The organism is Sabulicella rubraurantiaca (genome assembly GCF_017355885.1).
GTDB lineage: Bacteria > Pseudomonadota > Alphaproteobacteria > Acetobacterales > Acetobacteraceae > Roseococcus > Roseococcus rubraurantiacus.
In genome coordinates, this window is sequence record NZ_JAFEUU010000012.1 from 32,335 (window position 1) to 53,871 (window position 21,537).

Annotated in this window: 18 protein-coding genes and 1 tRNA gene; 9 read left to right on the forward strand and 10 right to left on the reverse strand. The window is 71.8% G+C overall.

Translation table 11 applies throughout. The annotated features are described in order from the left end of the window. Positions 1-89 precede the first annotated feature (89 nt). Positions 90-779, forward strand: a complete 690-nt coding sequence (locus tag JTJ31_RS18130) for an SDR family NAD(P)-dependent oxidoreductase (RefSeq protein ID WP_207540141.1) — start codon at positions 90-92, stop codon at positions 777-779. Between the two features lie 7 nt (positions 780-786). On the opposite strand, the gene JTJ31_RS18135 is transcribed toward JTJ31_RS18130, so the two are convergent. Genes JTJ31_RS18135 through JTJ31_RS18150 form a run of 4 tightly spaced genes read right to left on the reverse strand, consistent with a single transcriptional unit; the run spans position 787 to position 7,402 of the window. Then, a complete protein-coding gene (locus JTJ31_RS18135; protein WP_207540142.1) occupies positions 787-2,871 on the reverse strand; it encodes a hypothetical protein in 2,085 nt (694 codons plus the stop codon). Beyond that, a complete protein-coding gene (locus tag JTJ31_RS18140) occupies positions 2,871-5,546 on the reverse strand; it encodes a DUF4159 domain-containing protein (protein WP_236020413.1) in 2,676 nt (891 codons plus the stop codon). The genes JTJ31_RS18135 and JTJ31_RS18140 overlap by 1 nt, the downstream gene beginning before the upstream one ends. 7 nt (positions 5,547-5,553) lie before the next feature. After that, on the reverse strand, positions 5,554-6,411 hold the full coding sequence (locus JTJ31_RS18145; RefSeq protein WP_236020414.1) for a DUF58 domain-containing protein: 858 nt from the start codon (positions 6,409-6,411) through the stop codon (positions 5,554-5,556). Further along, positions 6,404-7,402: an AAA family ATPase gene (locus JTJ31_RS18150; RefSeq protein WP_207540143.1), complete on the reverse strand. Its 999-nt coding sequence runs from the start codon at positions 7,400-7,402 to the stop codon at positions 6,404-6,406. The genes JTJ31_RS18145 and JTJ31_RS18150 overlap by 8 nt, the downstream gene beginning before the upstream one ends. A gap of 140 nt (positions 7,403-7,542) precedes the next feature. On the opposite strand from JTJ31_RS18150, the gene JTJ31_RS18155 reads away from it, so the two are divergent. The 6 genes from JTJ31_RS18155 to JTJ31_RS18180 all read left to right on the forward strand — a co-directional run bounded on the left by JTJ31_RS18155 (position 7,543) and on the right by JTJ31_RS18180 (position 12,631). Then, positions 7,543-8,091, forward strand: coding sequence for a DUF1285 domain-containing protein (locus JTJ31_RS18155; RefSeq protein ID WP_236020415.1), 549 nt, complete (start codon positions 7,543-7,545; stop codon positions 8,089-8,091). After that, a complete protein-coding gene (locus tag JTJ31_RS18160) occupies positions 8,088-8,708 on the forward strand; it encodes an NUDIX hydrolase (protein WP_328805772.1) in 621 nt (206 codons plus the stop codon). Before JTJ31_RS18155 ends, JTJ31_RS18160 begins: the two co-directional genes overlap by 4 nt. After that, entirely contained in the window at positions 8,699-8,929 is a 231-nt protein-coding gene (locus JTJ31_RS18165) for a DUF6111 family protein (RefSeq protein WP_207540145.1), read from the forward strand. The genes JTJ31_RS18160 and JTJ31_RS18165 overlap by 10 nt, the downstream gene beginning before the upstream one ends. Further along, on the forward strand, positions 8,926-10,107 hold the full coding sequence (locus JTJ31_RS18170; RefSeq protein WP_207540146.1) for a CCA tRNA nucleotidyltransferase: 1,182 nt from the start codon (positions 8,926-8,928) through the stop codon (positions 10,105-10,107). Before JTJ31_RS18165 ends, JTJ31_RS18170 begins: the two co-directional genes overlap by 4 nt. Positions 10,108-10,123: 16 nt before the next feature. Then, the gene (locus tag JTJ31_RS18175; RefSeq protein ID WP_207540147.1) at positions 10,124-11,869 is read left to right on the forward strand and encodes an ABC transporter ATP-binding protein; all 1,746 of its coding nucleotides are present in this window, start codon (positions 10,124-10,126) and stop codon (positions 11,867-11,869) included. A 69-nt stretch (positions 11,870-11,938) separates the two neighbouring features. Next, a complete protein-coding gene (locus JTJ31_RS18180; protein ID WP_207540148.1) occupies positions 11,939-12,631 on the forward strand; it encodes a CBS domain-containing protein in 693 nt (230 codons plus the stop codon). A 9-nt stretch (positions 12,632-12,640) separates the two neighbouring features. On the opposite strand, the gene JTJ31_RS18185 is transcribed toward JTJ31_RS18180, so the two are convergent. Next, positions 12,641-14,878, reverse strand: coding sequence for a fused MFS/spermidine synthase (locus JTJ31_RS18185; protein ID WP_207540149.1), 2,238 nt, complete (start codon positions 14,876-14,878; stop codon positions 12,641-12,643). A gap of 93 nt (positions 14,879-14,971) precedes the next feature. Here JTJ31_RS18185 and JTJ31_RS18190 point away from each other — a divergent pair, with 93 nt between their 5' ends. Both JTJ31_RS18190 and JTJ31_RS18195 read left to right on the forward strand, forming a co-directional pair. Further along, the gene (locus tag JTJ31_RS18190; RefSeq protein ID WP_207540150.1) at positions 14,972-16,030 is read left to right on the forward strand and encodes an alcohol dehydrogenase; all 1,059 of its coding nucleotides are present in this window, start codon (positions 14,972-14,974) and stop codon (positions 16,028-16,030) included. Positions 16,031-16,064: 34 nt separating this feature from the next. Continuing rightward, positions 16,065-16,141, forward strand: a tRNA-Pro gene (locus JTJ31_RS18195). A 33-nt stretch (positions 16,142-16,174) separates the two neighbouring features. On the opposite strand, the gene JTJ31_RS18200 is transcribed toward JTJ31_RS18195, so the two are convergent. From JTJ31_RS18200 to JTJ31_RS18220, 5 genes are read right to left on the reverse strand one after another with little or no spacing between them, the layout of a single operon-like run. Next, the gene (locus tag JTJ31_RS18200) at positions 16,175-17,041 is read right to left on the reverse strand and encodes an ABC transporter permease (RefSeq protein WP_207540151.1); all 867 of its coding nucleotides are present in this window, start codon (positions 17,039-17,041) and stop codon (positions 16,175-16,177) included. Beyond that, a complete protein-coding gene (locus JTJ31_RS18205) occupies positions 17,038-17,985 on the reverse strand; it encodes an ABC transporter permease (RefSeq protein WP_207540152.1) in 948 nt (315 codons plus the stop codon). The genes JTJ31_RS18200 and JTJ31_RS18205 overlap by 4 nt, the downstream gene beginning before the upstream one ends. Further along, positions 17,985-19,508, reverse strand: a complete 1,524-nt coding sequence (locus JTJ31_RS18210; RefSeq protein ID WP_207540153.1) for an ABC transporter substrate-binding protein — start codon at positions 19,506-19,508, stop codon at positions 17,985-17,987. The genes JTJ31_RS18205 and JTJ31_RS18210 overlap by 1 nt, the downstream gene beginning before the upstream one ends. Beyond that, positions 19,505-20,536, reverse strand: a complete 1,032-nt coding sequence (locus JTJ31_RS18215) for an ABC transporter ATP-binding protein (RefSeq protein WP_207540154.1) — start codon at positions 20,534-20,536, stop codon at positions 19,505-19,507. Before JTJ31_RS18215 ends, JTJ31_RS18210 begins: the two co-directional genes overlap by 4 nt. After that, the gene (locus JTJ31_RS18220) at positions 20,533-21,513 is read right to left on the reverse strand and encodes an ABC transporter ATP-binding protein (RefSeq protein ID WP_207540155.1); all 981 of its coding nucleotides are present in this window, start codon (positions 21,511-21,513) and stop codon (positions 20,533-20,535) included. The genes JTJ31_RS18215 and JTJ31_RS18220 overlap by 4 nt, the downstream gene beginning before the upstream one ends. Positions 21,514-21,537 lie beyond the last annotated feature (24 nt).

Below are 21,537 nucleotides of genomic sequence, written 5' to 3' on the forward strand. Positions count from 1 at the left end.
CGGTTCCTCCGGGCGGCTTGCGGCGCCGCGCTTGCCCTCACACCATGCGACGCGGGAAACCCACCGCGCAAGCCGGGGAGGGAAGGGCCATGACGAGCACGCTGGCGATCACGGGCGCGGCCTCCGGGCTGGGCGCAGCCCTGGCAGCCAGGGCGCGCGACGCAGGCTGGACGGTCGCCGGGGCGGACCGCACCCCGGGCGCAGGCATCACCGCGCTGGACGTGACGGACGAGGCGGCGGTGGAAGCCTGGATCACTGGGCTGGGCGACCTGCGCGGCCTTGTCACCTGCGCCGGCATCAGCGCCCACACGCCGATGCCCGAGGCGGATGCCGCCACCTTCCGCCGCGTGCTGGAGGTGAACGTCACCGGCACCTTCCTCGCTTCCCGTGCCGCCGCGCGCGTCATGGCGCCGGGCAGCGCGATGGTGCTGATCTCCTCCGTCTCAGGCCTGCGCGGCTCGGTAGGGCGCGTCGCCTATGGGGCCAGCAAGGCGGCGGTGGTGAACATGGCGCAGGTCATGGCCATCGACCTCGCGCCGCGCGGCATCCGGGTGAACTGCATCTGCCCCGGCCCGATCGAGACGCCCATGGTGCGCGAACTGCATGATCCCGCGACCCGGTCTGGCTGGACCTCGCGCATCCCGCTCGGCCGCTACGGCACGCCGGAGGAGGTGGCGGACGCGGCGCTGTTCCTGCTCGACGGCGAGCGCGCGGCCTACGTGAACGGCCACGCCCTGGCCGTGGATGGCGGCTATGCCGGCGCGGGGCTGATGACCTGAGGGCGGTTCAGCGCGCCTCTCGCCGCCAGGCAACCAGGGCGACTCCGCCCAGCAGCAGCAGCGCCAGCCAGGGGGGCAGCAGCGGGACGGCGGCGATGCCGGTCACCGTGTGGTCCCCGCGCTGGCGCAGCCCGGCCCAGTTGGCCCCGTGCGCGTCGCGCCCGGTCCCCACGCGCCGGACCTCGGGCAGGAGGGAGCCGTCGCCGATGTGACGGGCCGAGCCGCCGCTGGCAGCCACCAGCGTCTCCAACCGTCCGGCATCGGCGCGCAGATCGTCGAATTCGGGCGGGTTGGCCGGGACGGCGGCGGCATAGGCGCTGCGGCGTCCGTCGCTCACCTGCCAAAGCCCTTGCGCCTCCGCCGGGATATCGAGCACGGCGCGGCCGGCCTCCATCCGGAAGGCATGGCGGGAGGTGGTGCCATCGGGTGCCGTCACCACCGCCTCGGGCGGCGGCGATGCGTCCAGGCTGCGCCGCGTGGCGCGGAGGCGGCCTTCCTCGATCCGCGCCGACAGATCCTCCTCCTCCAATTCCGGCTCGCGCATCAGCCAATGCGCGATGCGGCGCAGGAGCTCGGCCTGCGGGCCGCCGCCATCGTGCTGCCGCGACCACAGCCAGATATGGTCGCTGAGCATCAGCGCGACCCGTCCCTGGCCCACGCGGTCGAGCAGGAGCAGCGGCGCGCCATCCGCCCCCTCCATCACCGCTGTCCCCGCGCGCGGCTCGGTGCGGATGGTGCGGTACCAGCGGCCCCAGCTGGCTTCGCGCCCTTCGGCGTTGGCGCCGGGAAGCCCCTCCGTCACCGGGTGGCGCGTGCCCTGCGGCGTCACGCGCGGGCGGTAGGCGCGCTCCAGGATTGCCTGCTGCGGCGAAAGCGGGCGGGCCGGCAGCACGGAGCCGAGCGGCGTGTTGGCGAGGCTCACCGCCCCCGCATATTCCGGCCCGACCGAGAGCAGCAGGGCGCCGCCCTGGCGCACATAGTCGGCGATGTTGCGCAGATAGGTGGGCGGCAGGATGCCGCGATTGGCGAAGCGGTCGAAGACGATCAGGTCGAAATCGCGCAACTTCACCTGGAACAGCTCGCGCACCGGGAAGGCGATCAGAGCCAGCTCGTTCAGGGGCGTCAGGTCGTCCTTCTCGGGCGGGCGCAGGATGGTGAAGTGGACGAGGTCCACGCCCGGGTCGGATTTCAGCAGGCGGCGCCAAGTGCGCTCCCCGGCATGGGGCTCGCCGCTCACCAGCAGCACGCGCAGCCGGTCGCGCACGCCGTTCAGGTTCAGCACGACGCGGTTATTGGTGTCGCTCACCTCGCCGGGTCGCGTCTCGGCCACCACCTCGATCACCGAAGGGCCGGCGCGCTCCACCGGCAGGGCGATGACGTGCTCCCGCCCCACCGGCACGCTTTCCGTGACCGGGGCGGCGCCGTCGCGGCGGATGGTGAGTCGGGCCACGCCTTCCTGACGGGCGAGGCCCAGATCTTCCACGATCAGCCGCATTTCCACGGTGCGGCCGACAATGCCGAAGCTCGGCGCTTCCACCAGCCGGATGCGGCGGTCCACCTGGGCAGGGCGTCCCGGCAGAAGCAGGTGCAGCGGCACCTCGCCGCCCGGTGCCCAATGCGGCGGCGCGTCATGCACCTGCCCGTCGGAGAACAAGAACACGCCGGCAAGCCGCGCGGCGGGGATCTCGGCCAGGGCGCGCTCCATCGCCGCGAAGGCGCGCGTGCCCTGGTTGCCACCCTCCGGCACCTCGGCCACGCGCACCTCCAGGTCGCGCAGCCGACCCAGACGTGCTTCCAGCCCGCGCCGCGCCGCCTCGATGGCGGCGGCATGGCCGGTGGCGGCCACGGTGCTGTCCGTGCGGTCCACCAGCACCAGGGCGATGTCCGGCCGGATCTCGCGCGTTTCCTCGACGAGGCGCGGCCCCGCCAGCGCACCGAGGATCAGCGCGAAGGCTAGGGCGCGCCACCACGCCCCCCGCGCCCGGCGCAGCACGGCCGGCACCAGCGCCAGGAGGCAAAGCACGGCGAGCGCCCCCAGCAGGGTCAGCGGCAGGATGGGCGCGAAGTCAAGGGCGAAGCTCGTGCGGTCCATCAGTTGCCGAGCCTTTCGAGGATGGCGGGGACGTGCACCTGATCGCCCTTGTAGTTCCCGGTCAGCGCATAGGTGACGAGGTTGGCACCGAAGCGCAGCGCCAGGACGCGCTGCCGCGCCCCACCCGGAATCGCGGCGTGCAGTGCGTTGCCGCGCATGTCGCTGGCCCAGGCAGCCGCCCAGTCATGCCCGCCGATCACCACGGGGCTGACGCTGTCATTCGCCCGGTCCTGCTCGCGCGAGACCCAAACCGTGCCGCCGGCGAAGCGGCCGGGCAGTTCCGGCAATAAGTAGAAGGCGCGGCGCAGCACGTGGTCCTCCGGCACCGGCATCAGCGGCGGGATGGAGAGGCCTTGGGTGACGCGGCGCAGCGCCGCGCGGGCGCCGGGCGCGTAGCCTTCTCCCGAGCCTTCGTCGCGCGTGTCGAACAGGATGATACCGCCATCGCGCATGAAGGCGTTGAGCGCCCCCTGCGCCGCCGGGTCCAGCACCTGGGCGTCGGGCCGCACGACGAAGAGCAGCAGCGGGAAGAAAGACAGCTCGTCCCGCCCCGGCACCACGCCCACCGGTTCAGCGAGCGAAGCCGAGGTGCGGCGGTTCACGAAGTCCGAAAGGCCGGACAGGCCGGCGCGCGCCGTCTCGTCCGCCGATGCGTCACCGGTGACCACATAGGCGAGGCGCGTCACCAGCGCGTGCTCGCCTTCTCCCTGCGCCCAAGCCGGCGAGGCCGCCAGCATGGCGAAGGCGACGCCCGCCGCCCGTAGCGCCAGCAGCCCGCGCAGCCGCAGCGAGAGAAGGAGGTCCAGCGCCAGCAGCACCAGCGCGGCGGCCAGGAGCCACGGGCCGAGATCGCGCTCCGGCGGCAACCCAGCGATGGCGCGCGTGGCAGCGCCGGGCGGCGGTGCGGCATGGGGTGCGGGCAGCGGCACCACGCCGCCCAGGTTCAGCGCGCGGCGGAACCCTTCCGTCCCTGGTGCGCCATACCAGCCGGGCGGGGTACGGGCGGTGATCGCGGCCTCGCCTTGGGCCGGGATGGGCTGCGCGCCGGGTGGCGGCGGGACGAGGCGCCCGAACCCGTCCAGCGCCTCGACCGGCGCCAGCGTCCCTTCCGCCTCGTTGCCCGCGACGCCGCCCGAGAGGGCGACGAGGCGCCGCAGCATCTGCACGAACAGGCCGGAGAGCGGCAGGTCGGACCATTCCGCATTGGCAGTGACGTGGAACAGCACGACGCGCCCGCGCCCGCGCGTCTGCCCCGTGACCAGCGGTGTGCCATCCGCCAGCCGCGCCCAGATGCGCGGCGCGAGATCGGCCGAGGGCTCGGCCAGAACCTGCCGCGTCACCGTGACCTCGGCCGGGATGGGTAGCCCGGCGAAAGGCGAGGTGTCGGGGAAGGGCGCGAGGCGTTGCGGCTGCTCCCAGGACAGAGCGCCGCCCAGCTGCCGCTCCGCGCGCAGCCGGACAGGAAGCAGCGCATCGGCCTCCTCCGCCAGGCGAGGGCCGGCGAAGCGGACCAGCGTGCCGCCCTCCTCGACGAAGCGGGTGACGGCGGCGAGTTCGGGACCGTCCAGCGGGCGGTCGGCCAGGATCAGCACGGAGAGCGGGCGGGACAGAAGGCGTTCCGCCTCACCGCGGCGCAGCTCGGCGAAGGGCTGCAGGGCGCGCTCCAGATAGAACAGCTCGCCGATCAGCGGGGCGTCGGCGCCCTGCTCCGCGCCGGGCAGCAGGCCCACGGGGCGGCGGCGGAAGCGCTCATCCAGCAGAACCGTGGCGCCGGCCCCCGCCTCCTCGGCGATGTCGAGGCGGAAGATCTGGTTGCGGATCTCCGCCGGCAGGTCGAGCGAGGTTTCACCGGAGGTGGAGCCGGCTGGCAGGGCGATGCGCGCCTGGGCCAGGGCGCGCCCGTCCTGGCCACGCGCGACAAGCTGCGCCTCGGAGGCGACGGGGGCGGGGGACTGGTGCAGCACCGCCACCATGCGGTCACCCTCGGCGCGCGGCGGCAGCAGGAGGCGCACCGGCCGTTCCTCATTGCGCGCGAGGGTGAGGGAAGGGCCAAGACGCGCCATCAGTGCCTCAGCCGCCGCGCCGTCGCCATGCGCCAGCCCGTCGGAGACAAAGATCGCCTCAAACCGCCCAGGACCGCCACGCTCCCAGGCCTCCAGCGCCGCCAGAGCGGCCGCACGGTCGGGGAGCCAGGAACGCGGGCGCAGCGCGGCGACGCGGGGCATGAGGTCGGCGGCGGGCATGGGGCCGAGGACTCGCGGCGCTGCCCCGCCTTCGCCGGGCGCGGTGGCCAGCAGGGCGGCCGGGCGCTCCTCGCGTGAAGCGCGGTCCAGCTCGGATTGCATGAGGGCGGCGCGCAGCGGCCAATCCGGCCCGCTGGCCCAGCCATCATCCACCACCAGCAGCAGGATGCCCTGGCCCGACCCCCCGGCCTGCGGCCCCAGGACCGGCCGGGCGAGACCGAGGATCACCAGCGTCGCGGCCAGCAGGCGCAGCAGCAGCACCCACCAGGGCGTGCGGGCCGGTGTCTCCTCGCGCGTCGGCAGGTCGCGGAGCAGGATGGAGGCGGGGAAATCCTGCCGCCGCGGCATGGGCGGGGTGACGCGCAGCAGCCACCAAAGCGCCGGCAAGGCAGCGAGGCCAAAGAGCAGCGTGGGCGCGGCGAAGGAGATCATAGGCGGCTCATGCCGGGGACAGCGCCTGCCACAGGCCCAGGAGTGCAAGCTGGGGCGGCTGGTCGGTGCGGTGGGTGGCGAAGCCCCATCCGGCGGGGCGGGCTAGGGCGGAAAGGGCGGCGCGGTGCGCGGCCAGGCGCTCGGCATACAGGCCGCGGACATCCTCGACGCGCGGGACCAGGGTCGGCGCCTCGCCTTCCAACCCTTCGAACCTGACCCGTCCGCCGTAGGGCAGGGCCTCCTCGGCGGGATCCAGCACCTGCAGCATCTGGCCGCGCAGGGGGCGGGCCGCGAAGCGGTGCAGGAATTCCTGCGCCTCGGGCAAAGGCTGGAGGAAGTCGCCAAACAGGACGATGCGCGCGTGGCGGGGGGTGGTGGCGTCGTCCGGCGCGCCCTCCGCCCCCGGGCGTGCCAGGGCGGCGGCCAGCGTCGGCAGGGCGCTTCGCCCGGCAAAGGAGCGCATGGGGCCGGGTGCCAGCCGCACCCTTTCACCGCCCCGCAGCAGCAGGGCAGCGAGGGCAAGAAGCAGAAGGTCCGCCCGCTCCGCCTTGGTCGGCAGGGCGCGGCCGGAGCGCCAATCCATGGAGGCGGTGCGGTCGCGCCACAGCACGACCGTCTGCGCTGCCTCCCATTCCGTCTCGCGCACGAAGAGCCGGTCGCCCTTGGCGCTTTGCCGCCAATCCACCCGCGCGGCGGCATCCCCTGTCACATAGGGGCGAAACTGCCAGAAGGCGTCGCCCATGCCGGCGCGCCGGCGGCCATGCGCACCCTGCATCAGCGTGGCGGCCACGCGTTCCGCTTCCACCACCAGGGGCGGCAGGCGCGCGGCGGCCGCCTCCGCCCGCGGGGCGAGGCCGTCAGCCAATGGAGGCCGTGAGCGCGGCGATCACCTCCGACAGCCGCACCCCGTCGGCGCGGGCGGCGAAGCTGAGCGCCATGCGGTGCCGCAGGACCGGCTCCGCCAGTTCCAGCACATCCTCCACCGAGGGGGCGAGGCGCCCGTCCAGAACGGCGCGGGCTCGGCAGGCCAGCATCAGCGCCTGGGCGGCACGCGGCCCCGGCCCCCAGGCGAGGTGGGCCTGCGCCTCGGCCAGCACGCCCTCCGCCCCTGGCCGAGCCCCGCGCACGAGGCGCAGAATGGCATTCACCACCTGCTCGCCGACCGGGATGCGGCGGATCAGTGCCTGCGCGGCCATGAGTTCCCGCGCCGTCATCGCGGGCTCCGCCCGTGCCTCGGCGGCGCCGGTGGTGGCGAGCAGCATCTCGCGCTCCGCCGCCTCGTCTGGATAGTCCATCTCCACTTCCAGCAGGAAGCGGTCCAGCTGCGCCTCGGGCAGTGGGTAGGTGCCCTCCTGCTCGATGGGGTTCTGGGTGGCGAGGACGTGGAAGGGCTCGGGCAGGGGAAGGATGCGCCCGCCCACCGCCACCTTGCGCTCCTGCATGGACTGCAGCAGCGCCGACTGGGTGCGGGGCGAGGCGCGGTTGATCTCGTCTGCCATGAGAAGTTGGGTGAAGACCGGCCCCTCGATGAAGCGGAAGGCGCGCCGCCCGTCATGGCCTTCCTCCAGCACCTCGGAGCCGAGGATGTCGGCGGGCATCAGGTCCGGGGTGAACTGCACGCGGCGCGCATCCAGCCCCATCACCGTGCCCAGCGTCTCGACCAGCTTGGTCTTGCCGAGGCCCGGCACGCCGACCAGCAGCAGGTGCCCGCCGGACAGCAGGGTGACGAAGGTGCGCTCCACCACCGCCTCCTGCCCGAAGATCACGCGGCCCACGGCGGCGCGGGCGCGGGCGAGGCGCTCGCCCAAAGATTCCACCTCGCCGATCAGGGAATCCGCGGAGGGCACTTCATTCATCCGGAACCGTCTCCCATATTGACGCGGCAGGAGGGGAGATGTTGCCCTTCCGCCCCAAAACGCGCCCTCGTGGCGGACTGCCAGGGAAGCCTATGCTGACGGAACGCCGGAACAAAGCGCCCAGTGCCCCTCAGGCGCACATGCCCGCACCCGCATGGGCCAAACGCCCCAAGCATGATTGCGGTCGGCTGGACATGCGCATCGCGCGTGACGGGACTTGGCACTACAAGGGCAGCCCGATCAACCGCAAGGAATTGGTCTGCCTTTTCGCCTCCGTGCTGCGGCGCGGAGAGGATGGCTCCTTTATCCTCGAGACGCCCGTCGAGCGCGGGATCATCGAGGTGGAGGACGTGCCCTTCGTGGCGACCGAGATGGTGTGGCGCGACTGCGAGGGCCATCATGGCGGCCGTTGCCAGTGCCTCAGCTTCCGCACCAATTGCGATGAGGTCGTCACCGCCGGTGCCGAGCACCCGATCCGCATCCATCTTGACCCCCATACCCGAGAGCCGCGGCCCTATGTCACGATCCGCCCCGGCCTCGAGGCGCGGATCACCCGCGCCGTCTTCTATGAGATGGTGGCGCTCGCTACTCCCGAAAGGGTGAATGGGCGCGAGGTACTGGGCGTATGGAGCGACGGCGTCTTCTTCCCGATCGACGAGGTCGCCGCGCTGGACTCCGCCGCCGAGTGACCGCCGCCGAGCTTCGATCCACCCTGGCGCGGCCGGACCTCTTCGACGGCCTGCCGCAAAGCTTCTCCGACGATGCGGAGGGGCTGTCCGAGACGGGCATCAAGCCCGCAGCCGTGCTGGTGCCGGTCATCCTGCACGAAGGCATGCCGGGCATCCTGCTGACACGCCGCGCTGCCCATCTTTCCAGCCATGCCGGGCAGGTGAGCTTCCCCGGCGGCCGCATGGAGCCGGGCGAGACGCCCGAACAGGCAGCGCTACGCGAGGCGGCGGAGGAAGTCGGCCTCGATCCGCGCCTGCCCACCGTGATCGGCCGCCTGCCGCGCCACCGCACCGGCACGGGCTATGTCATCACCCCCGTGGTGGCGAGCGTTGAGCCGCCGCTTTCCCTGACCACCGACCCAGGCGAAGTGGCGGCAGCCTTCGAACTGCCCATCTCCGTCCTGCTCGACCCCGCGGCGCCCCGGCGCGACTCCGCGATGTGGAAGGGACGGCGGCGCGAATACTGGGTCTGGCCGCATGGCGAGCACCATATCTGGGGCGCCACCGCCGCCATCCTGGTGAACCTCGCGCGTGCCCTGCGGGGCGACGACCGGCAGCGAAACGCCGCATGGGCGTGATCCTTGAGATCCTTCTCTTCATCTCTCCCTTCGCCCTTTACGCGCTCTGGTTGAAGACTGGCGGAAGGGCGCTCTCCCCTTCCACCGCCGTGCTGTCCCTCACGGCCATCGGCCTCGTCACCGCCATTGCTGTCGCCTTCTGGCTCGGCCAGGGGCGCTCGCTCAATCGGGGCGAGCGCTACGTCCCGGCCCGTATCGAGGATGGGATGATCCGGCGGTGACGCTGCCGGAGGCACTCCGGGCGCCTGCGCCGCAGGGCATCCTTGCCGCGCTGCCCGGTGCGCGCGCTGTCGGGGGCTGCGTGCGCGATGCCCTGGCGGGGCTGCCTGTGCACGACGTGGACATGGCTGCGCCCTTCCCGCCCGAGGAGATCGCGCGTCGCCTGAAGGAAGCCGGTTTCAAGGTGATCGAGACGGGCATCGCCCACGGCACCGTCACCGCCCTGCTGCACGGCCCGCCGGTGGAGGTCACGTCGCTGCGCCGCGACGTCGCGACCGATGGCCGCCACGCCGAGGTGGCCTGGACCACCGACTGGCGCGAGGACGCGGCGCGGCGCGACTTCACCATCAATGCCATGTCGCTCGACGCGGTGGGCACGCTGCATGACTATCACGGAGGCGAAGCGGATCTCGCCGCCGGGATCGTGCGCTTCGTCGGGGACTCGGCGGCCCGCATCCGCGAGGATTACTTGCGCGCCTTGCGCTTCTTCCGCTTCCAGGCGCGCTACGGGCGCGGCGCGCCGGATGCGGAGGCCATTGCCGCCATCACCGCTTCGGTGCCCGGCCTCGCCCGGCTTTCCGCCGAGCGCGTCTGGATGGAGATCAAGCGCCTGCTGGAAGCGCCCGACCCGCGCGATGCCCTGCTGCTGATGCGCGAGACTGGCGTGCTGCAAGCCATCCTGCCTGAGGCGGGGCCGCCGGAGCGCCTGGCTCCGGTGCTGGACTCCCGCGATCCGCTGCTGCGCGTCGCGGCGCTGCTTCCCGTGGGCATGGACCTCCAGGCGCTCTCCGCCCGGCTGCGCCTGTCCGGCGAGGAGCTTGCGCGGCTGCGTGCCCTCCATGGCACGGATGCGGTGCCCATTGGGCGCGACCCCGCCAGCCTGCGCCGCTTCGCCGCCCGCATCCGGGCGCGTGGCCCGCATGCCACCCCGGGCGAGGTGGCGCGCATCGCCGCCGCCTCTGATCCGAAGGCCGGGCTGGAGACGCTGTTCGACCTCGGCCCCGGTCCGGAATTCCCCCTGCTGGGCCGTGACGCCCTGGCCGCGGGCATCAAGCCGGGGCCGGAGATGGGCCGCCTCCTCGCCGCCACGCGGGATTGGTGGATCGAGGGCGGCGCGGCAGTGGGGCGCGAGGAATGCCTCGCCCATCTGCGCCAACTGGCCGGATTGCCCCCCGCCTGATAGGCACGGCCGCAGCATGGCCGACCTTTCCAGCCTCCCCCTCATCCGGCGCTTCTGGCGCGAGCACGGTTCGCCGCAGCGTGGGCGCATGGCCCTCGCCGTGCTGTTCACCGTGCTGCTGGCCGGGACCACGGCGCTGTATCCCATCGTGATCCAGCAGGCCTTCGACCTGTTCGGACGCGGCGATCAGACCGTGGTGTGGCTGCTGCCGCCGGTCATCATCGGCGTGACGGCCGCGCGCGGCCTGTTCATGTACGGCCAGCAGGCCGCCATCCAGGGCGCGGTGCTGCGGACGGTGGAGCACCTGCAGAATGCGCTGTTCCGCGCCCTGACCCGCGCCGATTACGCGGATGTCGCCGCCCATGCCCCGGCGCGCCATGCCAGCCGCTTCACCACCGATGCGGTGGCGATCCGCGACGCCATGGCGCGCTCGGTGAACGGGCTGGGCGACGCGCTCACCATCATCGGCCTCGTCGCCTCCATGCTGTGGCTGGACTGGCAATTGGCGCTGCTGGCGGCGCTGCTCTACCCGGTCGCGCTCTGGCCCATCCTGTCCATCGGAAAGCGCATCCGCCGCGCCTCCTCCGGCATGCAGGACCGCATGGCCGAGACCAACGCCCTGCTGAACGAGAGCTTCGCCGCCGCGCGCGTGGTCCGCACCTATCGGCTGGAGGAGGCGGAGGAGAGCCGCGCCCGTCGCGCCTTCGCCGATCTGCGCGCGAGCCTCTACCGCATCGCCCTGACCCGCGCGCGCGTGGACCCGATCCTGGAGGCGCTGGGCGGGCTGACCGTCGCCCTGGTGCTGGCCTTCGTCGGCTGGCGGGTGGCGAGCGGGCAGGGGACGATCGGCGAGTTCACCGGCTTCGTCGCCGCCGCCCTTATCGCCTCGCGCCCGGCCCGGGCGTTGGGCTCGCTCAACGCTTCGCTCCAGGAAGGGCTTGCGGGGCTCCAGCGCGTCTTCGGCGTGATGGATGCGCCGCGCCGCGTCACCGACGCGCCGGGCGCTGCTCCGCTTCCGCCCGGCCCTGGCCGCGTAGCCTTCGAAGGCGTCGGCTTCCATTACCCCGGCCGCGAGGGCGCCGCGCTGCGCGACCTATCCTTCGTGGCCGCGCCGGGCGAGACGGTGGCGCTGGTTGGACCTTCGGGCGCCGGGAAGTCCACTGCGCTCGCCCTGCTGCCGCGCCTCGCCGATCCCAGCGCGGGGCGCATCACCGTGGATGGGGCGGAGCTGCGCAAGATCACCCTGGCGAGCCTGCGCGACGCCATCGCCTATGTCGGGCAGGATGCGGTGATCTTCGACGACACCGCCTTCGCCAACATCGCCTGCGGCCGCCCTGGTGCCAGTCGCGACGAGGTGGAGGCGGCGGCCCGCGCCGCCCGCGCGCATGAGTTCATCGCCGCGCTGCCGCAGGGCTACGACACCATGCTTGGCCCCGGCGGCGGAGCGCTCTCGGGTGGGCAGCGCCAGCGCGTCTCCCTTGCCCGTGCCTTGCTGCGCGACCCGCGCATCCTCCTGCTGGACGAGGCGACCAGCGCCCTCGACACGGAGAACGAGGCGGCGATCCAGGCGGCGCTGGCGCGGCTGCGTGCGGGACGGACGACGCTCGTGATCGCGCATCGCCTCGCCACCGTGAAGGACGCGGACCGCATCGTGGTTATGGAGGACGGCACGGCGACCGAGCAGGGCAGCCACGCCGAACTCATGGCGCGGGACGGGCTCTACGCTCGGCTGGTCCGCTCCCAGGCCTTCGCCGAGGCCTGACTTGACCTGGCGCAAGCCAGGCTTTGCGATGATGCGCTATCCTGTCGGGACCAGCACAGGAGGATGCGCATGATCGCCCGCGACGTGATGACCCGCTCCCTGGTGACGGTGCGGCCCGACATGCCGGTGGCGAGCCTCGCGGCCCTCCTGTCGGAGCGCGGCGTTTCCGGCGTGCCGGTGACGGATGAGAAAGGCTGCCTCCTCGGCATCGTCACGGAGGGCGACCTCCTGCGCCGCATCGCTGCGCCGCGCGACGAGAAGCCTGGCCTGCTGGCCGGGCTTTTCGGCGACACCGCCTCCCTCGCCACGCGGTTCAGCCGCGCCCATGGCCACACCGTGGCCGACGTGATGACGCGCGAGGTGGAGACGGTCACGCCCGGAACGCCGCTCCCCACCATCGCGGCGCTGATGGAGCAGCGCAACATCCGGCGTGTGCCGGTGGTGGAGGAAGGAATGCTGCTCGGCGTCGTGTCCCGCGCCGATCTGCTGCGTGCCCTGCTCGCGGAAAGCCCCGAGGCGACGCAGGCGGACGATGCGGAGATCCGGCGCGAACTGGCGCGCCGCCTGCGCGAGCAGCCCTGGGCGGACCGCCACTTCCTTCACGCCTCGGTGCGCGAGGGGGAGGTGACGCTGTCCGGCTTCGCCCGCAACCCGGAGGTGGCGCGGGCGCTGCGCGTCTTGGCAGAGGAAGTTCCAGGTGTGCGCCGCGTGACGGTGGACCTCGCCCCGCCCCCGCCTTTCATGCCGCGCGGGATGCCCTAGCCCGGGGCCTTACCGCTCGGCGTCACGCGGGCGCCAGGAATCCAGGTGGACGTGGTTCAGGAAGAACTCGTCGCGCGGGAACATGTCGGTCAGCGGTGGCTCGGCGCGGGGCGTGTTTTCGTCCCACACCGTCACTGGGCCGCCCACCAGCTTGGTGAGGTCCGTTGCGCGCGGGTTGCCGCGCCGGGCATGGGCGATGACCTCCGGGCTGCGGAGCAGTTCCAGCAGCGCCGCGTGATCGAAGCGGATGGGACGGTCGCTGCCGATCATCACCTGGACCGGCGTCAGCAGGATTGCGTGGGGAAAGCTGGCGGCGAAGGTGTCGATGACGCGCCAGGTCGGTGCCCACTGCACATAGAGCCCGCCGGGGGCGAGGCGCGCACGCACCTGCTGCAGGAATTCGGCCGAGTAGAGCAGGCCGGAATGGCTGGATTGCGGACGGATCGCATCCGCCTCGATCACGTCGTAGAGGCCCTCGCCGCGCGTCAGCGCCCGCCGCCCGTCCCCGTATTCCAGGGTGACGCGCGGGTCGGCGAGCATGGAGGCCACCGCGCCGTCCGGCCGCTCCCGCGCGATGTCCTCGAGCGCCTCCAGCACGGGTGCCACCAGTTCGATGGCGCGGATCTCCTCCGTGCGTGGGCTCACCGTCGCGCCATAGGGCGTGCCGCCGGAACCGACGCCGATGGCGAGGATGCGGCGCGGCTCCGGGTGCAGCAGCGGCCCGAGCATGCCGAGCAGGATGTGCGTGTCGAGGAAGGGCACGAAGCCCTGGCCATGCCCCATGATGAAGAAGCGCCCATCCTCGCGCCCCGGCAGGGTCGCGCGCTCGCGGTAGAGCACCACGCCCGAGCGGTCCTCGCCCCAGGCGGTCAGGGTTGGATTTGTGATGCCGTGCATGCGCGTCCAGAAGGCGGCGTTGCCCGGGGTGGCGACGAGGATCAGGGCCGTCGCGCCGGCGAGGGCGAGGACGGGCCGCCGCGCCGCGCGCGACTGGAACAGCCAGAACAGCAGCAGCAGCAGCGACAGCATCGCTAGCAGCCGCAACGTCCCCGCCGTGCCGAGATAGTGGAAGGTGACGAGGCCGGTGAGGATGGAGCCCGCGGCATTGCCGAGGATGTTCGCCAGCTGCACCCAGCCGACGCGCGCCCCCACGCTCGCCAGGTCCTGCTGCACGGCGCGCTGCACGAAGGGGAAGGTCATGCCGATGATGAAGGAGGGCGGCGCGACCACCAGAAAGATGATGAAGGTGGATGCCGCGATCTCGCGCGGGCCGAAGCGGTCGAAATCCACGCCCATCCAGTCGCGCAGCGGGTTCTCGCCAATGGCCCACCACAGCACGCCCAGCAGCAGTGCGCCCAGGGCGAAGCCGCCGCCTTGCGTGAGGAAAAAGGCGGGGCGCGGGTCGTCCATGCGGCGAACCATGCGCGCGGCCAGCGCCATGCCCAGCCCGTCGGCGAGCAGGAAGATGCCGAGCACGGTGGGGAAGAGATAGGCGTGGTACTGGCCGAACTGGCCCAGCACCCGCACCCAAACGATCTCCAGCGCCACGATCACGTAGCCCGACAGGAAGACCAGCACGCACCAGAGCGGCAGCCCGCCGAAGGGATCGCCGCCCTTGGCACTCTCCGCCTTCGCCGCGGCGGGTGCGGTGCGCGGCGTCGCGCCCAGCAGCGTCAGCGCCAGCCCCGCCGCCACGAGGTCCAGCCCGGCGGCGAGGGCGAGCGCACCCACGTAGCCGAGATTGCCGACGATGAACCAACCGCCGAGCAGGGCGCCCAGCCCGGCGCCAAAGGTGTTCAGCCCGTAGAGCGTGCCGATCCGCTCCGCCACCGTCTCCAGGCTGGTGGCAACCGCGCGTGCCAGGAAGGGAAGGGACGCCCCCATCAGCGTGGTCGGCACGACGAGGCCGGCGAAGCACAGGGCGAAGATGGCGGGGGCGCTGGTAACGCTCTCCGACAGGCCCATGGCGATGAAGTCGTAGAGGAAGAACTTGGATAGCAGGGCGCAGAGCGCCACTCCCGCCTCGCAGAGTGCAAAGCCCGTGAGGGCGGCGCGCGGCGAAAGCCGGTCTGCCCATTTCGCCCCCAAAATGGATCCGAGCCCCAGCCCCGCGAGGAAGGCCCCCACCACCAGGGCGGCTGAGACCGTGTCGCTCCCTGCGAAGACCCCCAGCATGCGCTGCCAGATGATCTGGCACAGCAGCGCGCCGAAGCCGGACAGGAAGAAGGCGATCATCAGGCGGGTCATGCCACCTTGACTGCGATGGAATCGCGACCTCGACAAGGCGGCTTGACCCACGGGGAGGGCTGGTTTCCCATCCGCTAAAACATGGAGGATCCCATGAAGGCCTGGGTTGTGGTCGAGTGCGGGAAGCCGCTCGAGGAACTGGAGCTTCCCACCCCTGAGCCGCAGGGCGACGAGGTGCTGCTGGAGGTCACCCATGCCGGGGTGTGCCACAGCGACCTGCATATCTGGGAGGGCGAGTACGACCTCGGCGTGCGCGGCAAGCTGCGCATGACCGATCGCGGGGTGAAGCTGCCCCTGGCCATGGGGCATGAAATCGTCGGTCGCGTGGCTGCGTGGGGACCGGGCGCCGAGGGCAAGGTGAAGAAGGGTGACATCCGCCTTGTCTTTCCCTGGGTCGGGTGCGGCGAGTGCGCCCGCTGCAAGGCGGATGAGGAAAACATGTGTGCGGTCCGGCCGCGCGCCCTCGGCGTCTACCAGAATGGCGGCTACGCGACGCACGTGCTGGCGACGCATTGGAAGCACCTGATCCCGATCGACGGGCTGGAGCCGGCGCTGGCCGCGACCTACGCCTGCTCCGGCGTCACCGTATATTCGGCCATCGGCAAGCTGATGCCCATGGCACCGGACGATCCCATCGTGGTGGTGGGCGCCGGCGGGCTGGGCCTGCAATGCGTCGCCATCCTGAAGGCGATGGGCCACCGCGCCATCTGCGCCGTCGATGTGGACGCCTCCAAGCTGGAAGCCGCGAAGGCGCAGGGTGCCTCCGCGACCGTCCTGGCCGGCGAGGACACGGCGAAGCGAATCGTCGAGGCCTGCGGCGGACCGGTGATGGGGGTGATCGACCTCGTCAACGGCACCCAGACCGCGATGGCCGCCTTCGACGCGCTGGGCAAGGGCGGCAAGCTGGTGCAGGTCGGGCTGTTCGGCGGTGAGATGCGGGTGCCGCTGCCGCTGATGCCCATCCGCGCCATCACCATCCAGGGCTCCTACGTGGGATCGCTGAAGGAGCTGCGGGAGCTGGTGTCCATGGCGCAGAAGGGGCAGGTGCCGCCCATCCCCATTACCAAGGAGCCCTTCAGCGCCGCCAACTCCGCCCTGAACCGGCTCAAGGATGGGAAGGTGACCGGGCGGATCATCCTTTCGGCGGGTTGAGCGCCGGCGGAAGCGGTGCTACAGCCCCGGGCGTCGGAGCGTAGCGCAGCCTGGTAGCGCATCAGTCTGGGGGACTGGGGGTCGTGGGTTCGAATCCCGCCGCTCCGACCATCCATCCCCCCTACCCACCCTTCGGTTCCTGCCTCAGCGCGACTCGCGTGGGTCCAGCGCATCGCGCAGACCGTCGCCCAGCAGGTTGAAGGCCAGCACCACCACGAAGATCGCCAGGCCGGGGAAGATGGCGAGCCACGGCGCCGCCTCGATAAAGCGCTGCGCCGAGTTCAGCATGGACCCCCAGGAGGGCGCGGGCGGCTGCTGGCCCAGCCCGAGGAAGCTCAGCGATGCCTCAGCGATGATCGCCTCCGCGATGGCCAGCGTGCCCTGAACCAACAGCGGCGGCAGGATGTTGGGCAGGACGTGCAGCACGGCGATACGCCAGGGCGGGTTGCCCAGGGCGCGCGCCGCCTCGACCCAATCCGTCCCCGTCGCCTCCAGCGCCATGCCGCGCGCCAGCCGCACGAAGACCGGAGAGATGGAGATGGCGATGGCGAGCATCGCATTCTCCAGCGCCGGGCCGAGGAAGGCGGCGAGCGCGATGGCGAGAATCAGGAAGGGGATGGACAGCATCGCGTCTGAGATGCGCGAGATGACGGCATCCACCCATCCCTTCGCCAGCCCGGCCACGAGCCCGACCGGCACGCCGATCAGCGCCGCCCCCAGCACCGCGACCACGCCGGCCATCAAGGAGGCGCGGGCGCCGAACAGCACGCGCGACAAGACGTCGCGGCCGTTCTCGTCCGTGCCGAAGGGATGCGTCCAGGACGGCGCCTGACGCAGCCGCGACCAGGAGGTCTCGAGCGGGTCATGGGACGCGATCCAGGGCGCCAGCACCGCCGCCATCACGAAGATCGTGACGACGATCAGCCCGAACATCGCCAGGCGGTGCCGCATGAAGCGACGCAGTGCCCGGCGGCCGGGGCTCTCCCCGGCTTCGGCCAGCGCCGTGCTCATGCCTGCCGCATCCGCGGGTTGATCGCCATGTAGAGGAGGTCCGCGATGAGGGAGAGGGTGACGAAGATCAGCGCCGTGGCCAGAACCACGCCCTGCACCACCGGGTAGTCGCGGTTGAACACCGCATCCACCACCAGCTTGCCGAAGCCCGGGATGGTGAAGATCTGCTCGGTCAGCACGGCGCCGGCGAGCAGCTTGCCGAACTCCACCGTGCCCAGCGTCACCACCGGGATCAGCGCGTTGCGCAGCGCGTGGCGAAACACGACGCGGCGCTCGGCCACGCCCTTGGCGCGGGCGGTGCGGACATAGTCCTGTGACAGTGCGGAGAGCATGGCGGCGCGGGTGTGGCGCATCAGGATGGAGGCGACGCCCGTGCCCAGCACGAAGGCCGGCATGATGGTAGTCGCGAGCGACTGCACCGGGTCCTCCCAGAGCGGCACGTAGCCGGAAGGCGGCAGCCAGCCGAGCTGCACGGAGAACAACAGGATCATCATGATGCCGAGCCAGAAATTCGGCATGGAGATGCCGAACAGCGCGACCCCATTGATGACCCAATCGGAGGGCCGGTCCTTCCAGACGGCCGACAGCACGCCGAGCGGCACGCCCAGCGCCACGCCGATCACGAAGCTCATGGAAGCCAGCTGGAAGGTGACGGGCAGCTTGGACAGGATGAGTTCCGCCACCGGCAGGCGGATGCGCCACGAGAAGCCGAAATCCCCGTGCAACACGCGCCAGAGCCAATGGAGATACTGCTCGACCAGCGGGCGGTCGAGCAGGAGTTCGCTCCGGATCTGCGCCAGCACCTCCGGATCGCCGCGCTCCTCGCCGGCCAGGATCAGCGCGGGGTCGCCCGGCATCAGTTGCTGCAGGGCGAAGACCAGCACCGACAGGATCAGCAGCGTGGGGATGACCTGCCCCAGCCGGCGGAGGAGGAAGGCGGCCATTACTGCAGGCGCAGCGCCTGCGGACGGATCAGCCCGTCAGGATTCACGCTGAAGCCCTGGAGGCGCGCCGTGTGCGCCACGATGTTCTTGCGGTGCCACAGATAGACGCGGCTGCGGTCTTGCCGGATCGAGATCTCCCAGATGCGGCCATACAGGGCGCGGCGCTTCTCCGCATCCTGCTCCACCCGCGCCTCGTCCAGCAGTCGGTCCACCTCGGGGTTGGCGTAGCGCCCGTCATTCTGCGGCCCGCGCGAGTGGATGAAGGTCCAGGTGTTGCCGTCCGGGTCCACGCGGCCCGACCAGGCGATCAGGTAGGCCTCGAACTCGCCGCGCGTCGCGGCCTGGAGGCTGCTGGCGAATTCCATGGCGTTGAGGCGGACGTCGAAGCCGGCCTCGCGCGCCATGGCCTGCACCACCTCGCCGACCTGACGGAGGTCGGGGTTGTTGGGCACGGTCAGCTCCACCCGCACGGGGGTCTGCACCCCGGCCTCGCGCAGAAGGGCGCGGGCGCGCTCCACGTTGCGGGGTTCCGGCTGGAAGCCGCGGACGTGGAAGGGATTGGCGGGAGGCACCGGCTGGGCGGTGGGAGTGTACATCCCCTCATACACCACCTGGTTCAGCGCGTTGCGGTCCAGCGACAGCTCGAAGGCGGCGCGGACCCGGGCATCCTGGCCGATCGGCGTCTGCGCACGGGCGCCGTTGCCGATGTTGAAGGTGATGCTCTGGTAGCCCAGCTCGTCGCTCACCGAGACGCGCAGGCGGGAGTTGCGGCGCACCGCAGCCACGTCATCCGGGTCGATGGTCTGCACGATCTCCAGCGCGCCGGATTGCAGATTGGCGAGCCGCACCGTGCTGTCCGGAATCGGCAGGAAGGTGATGCGCGGGATGTGGATGGCCTGGGCGTTCCAGTATTCCGGGAAGCGCTCCAGCACGATGCGGTCCTGGGCGAGGCGCTCCACGAAGCGATAGGGGCCGGCGCAGACAGGGCGGTTGCCGAAATTGCGCCCCGCCGCCTCGGCCGCCTTGGGCGAGATGATCATGCCCGCGCGGTCGGTCAGCTGCGAGAGGAAGGCGGCGGAAGGCTGGCGCAGCCGGATGCGGACCGTGCGGGGATCCACCACCTCCACCGCTTCCATGCTGCCGATCTCGCCGCGGCGGAAGGAGCCCTGCATCGTCAGGTGACGGTCGAGGGAGTAGCGCACCGCTTCGGCGTCCATCACCTCGCCATCATGGAAGCGCACATTGTCGCGCAGCGTGATGATGAGGGTGCGCGGATCCTCCCACCGGTGCCCGGTGGCGAGCTGCGGCACGATCTCCAGCTTATCGTTGATGTCGAAGAGCTTGTCGCAGAGGCTGGCGAAGACGATGCGGCCGACGAAGGTGCGCGCCAGGGTGGGGTCGAGGATGTCGGGGTCCTCGCGCAGCCCAATGCGGAGGTTCTGTCCCTGCGCCTGGGCCTCGTGCGCGGCGGCGCCCAGGCCGAGCGCCGCGCAGGCGGCGAGAAGAACACGGCGGAATGTCATGGCGTCGTCTCCCGGTCGAAGAAGGATTGCAGGTGCCGCAGTCGCGCATCCGGCCCTGCCTCGCGCAAGGGCGGGGCGGGGGGCAGCGAATCCTGGAAGTGGCAGGCCGCGCGATGCGTGAGGCCCTCCAGGCTTGGCTCAACCTCGCGGCAATAGGGCTGCGCGAAGGGGCAGCGCGTGTGGAAACGGCAGCCGGAAGGCGGCGCGACGGGGGAGGGGATGTCGCCCTCCAGCATCGCAGGCTTCTGCCCCTGGCCGGGCACCGCGGCGAGGAGCGCACGGGTGTAGGGGTGGCGTGGGTTGCGGAACAGGGCCTCGGCGGCGCCTTCCTCCACGATCTTGCCCAGGTACATGACGGCCACGCGGTCCGCGACCTGACGCACGACGCCGAGGTCGTGGGAGATCAGGATAAAGGTGAGCCCCAGCTCCTTGATCAGCCCGCCCAGCAGGTTCACCACCTGCGCCTGCACCGAGACATCGAGGGCGGAAACCGGCTCGTCGCCGATGATCAGCTCCGGCTCGGAAGCCAGCGCGCGGGCGATGGCGATGCGCTGGCGCTGCCCGCCGCTGAACTCGTGCGGCCAGCGCCGGGCGAGTTCCGGCCGCAGCCCGACGCGGGAAAGGAGTTCCGCCACGCGCTCCCGCTCGCGGCCCCGGTGCAGCCCGTGCAGCTTCAGCGGCTCGGCGATCGCCGCCTCCACCGTCATCCGCGGGTCCAGGCTGCCGAACGGGTCCTGGAAGATCAGCTGCATCTTGCGACGGCGCTTCCGCAGGGCGGAGGGAGCCAGGGCGCGCAGATCCTCGCCCTCGAACTCCAGCGTGCCGGCATCGGGCTCGATCAGGCGCAGCAGGAGCCGGCCGAGCGTGGACTTGCCGCAGCCGCTCTCGCCGACCACCGCCAGCACCTCGCCGCGAAAGACGTAGAGGGACACGCCATCCACGGCGCGCACCGCGCCCTTGGCGCGACCCAGCGCGTCCCGGATGGGGAAGTGGCGGACCAGCCCCTTCGCTTCGATCAACGCGCTCATGCCGCCAGCACCGCTTCGAGAGGCGCGCGGATGCAGGCGGCGCGATGTGCTTCCTCCATCAAGCGGAACTCCGGCTGGCCCGCATCGCAGGCCGCGACGCTGAATGGGCAGCGCGGTGCGAAGCGGCAGCCGGGCGGCGGGCGGTACAGGTCGGGCACGGTGCCGGGAATGGAGGCGAGGCGGCCGCGCTTCTCGTCCAGCCGCGGCGCGGCGCCGAGCAGGCCGATCGTGTAGGGGTGCTCCGGCCGGTCGAAGAGGCGGGCGGCGGGCGCCTGCTCCGCCATGCGGCCGGCATACATCACCAGCACCTCCTCCGCGTGGTCGCGCACCACGCCGAGGTCATGGGTGATGAGCACGACGGCGGTGCCTGTCTCCCGCTTCAGCTCGTCCAGAAGGGCAAGGATCTGCGCCTGCACCGTCACGTCCAGCGCGGTGGTCGGCTCATCCGCGATCAGCAGCTTCGGGCGGCAGGCCAGCGCCATGGCGATCATGACGCGCTGGCGCATGCCGCCGGAAAGCTGGTGAGGGTATTGCTGGGCGCGGCGTGCCGCCTCGGGGATGCGGACCCGCTCGAACAGGGCAATCGCGCGTTCCATGGCCGCGCGGGGGCTGACGCCCTCATGCGTGCGGATGGCCTCGGCCACCTGGTCCCCGGCGGTGAAGGCCGGGTTCAGGCTGGTCATCGGCTCCTGGAAGATCATCGCCATGTCGCGGCCGCGCGCCGCGCGACGCGCCGCCTCGTCCATCTCCTGGCCCGCGAGCCGCACCGTCCCACCCACGCTGGCATTGGGCGCCAGCAGCCCCATCACCGCGAGAGAGGTGACGGATTTCCCGCAGCCGCTTTCTCCGACGATCGCCAGGGTGCGGCCGGGCGCGACGCGGAAGGAGACGCTCTCGACCGCACGCAACGTGCCGCGGTCGGTGCGGAAGGTGATGGAGAGGTCCTCGACCTCAAGCGCCCAGGGAGATGCGGACATGAACCGGGAATGAAGCCTGCTTCG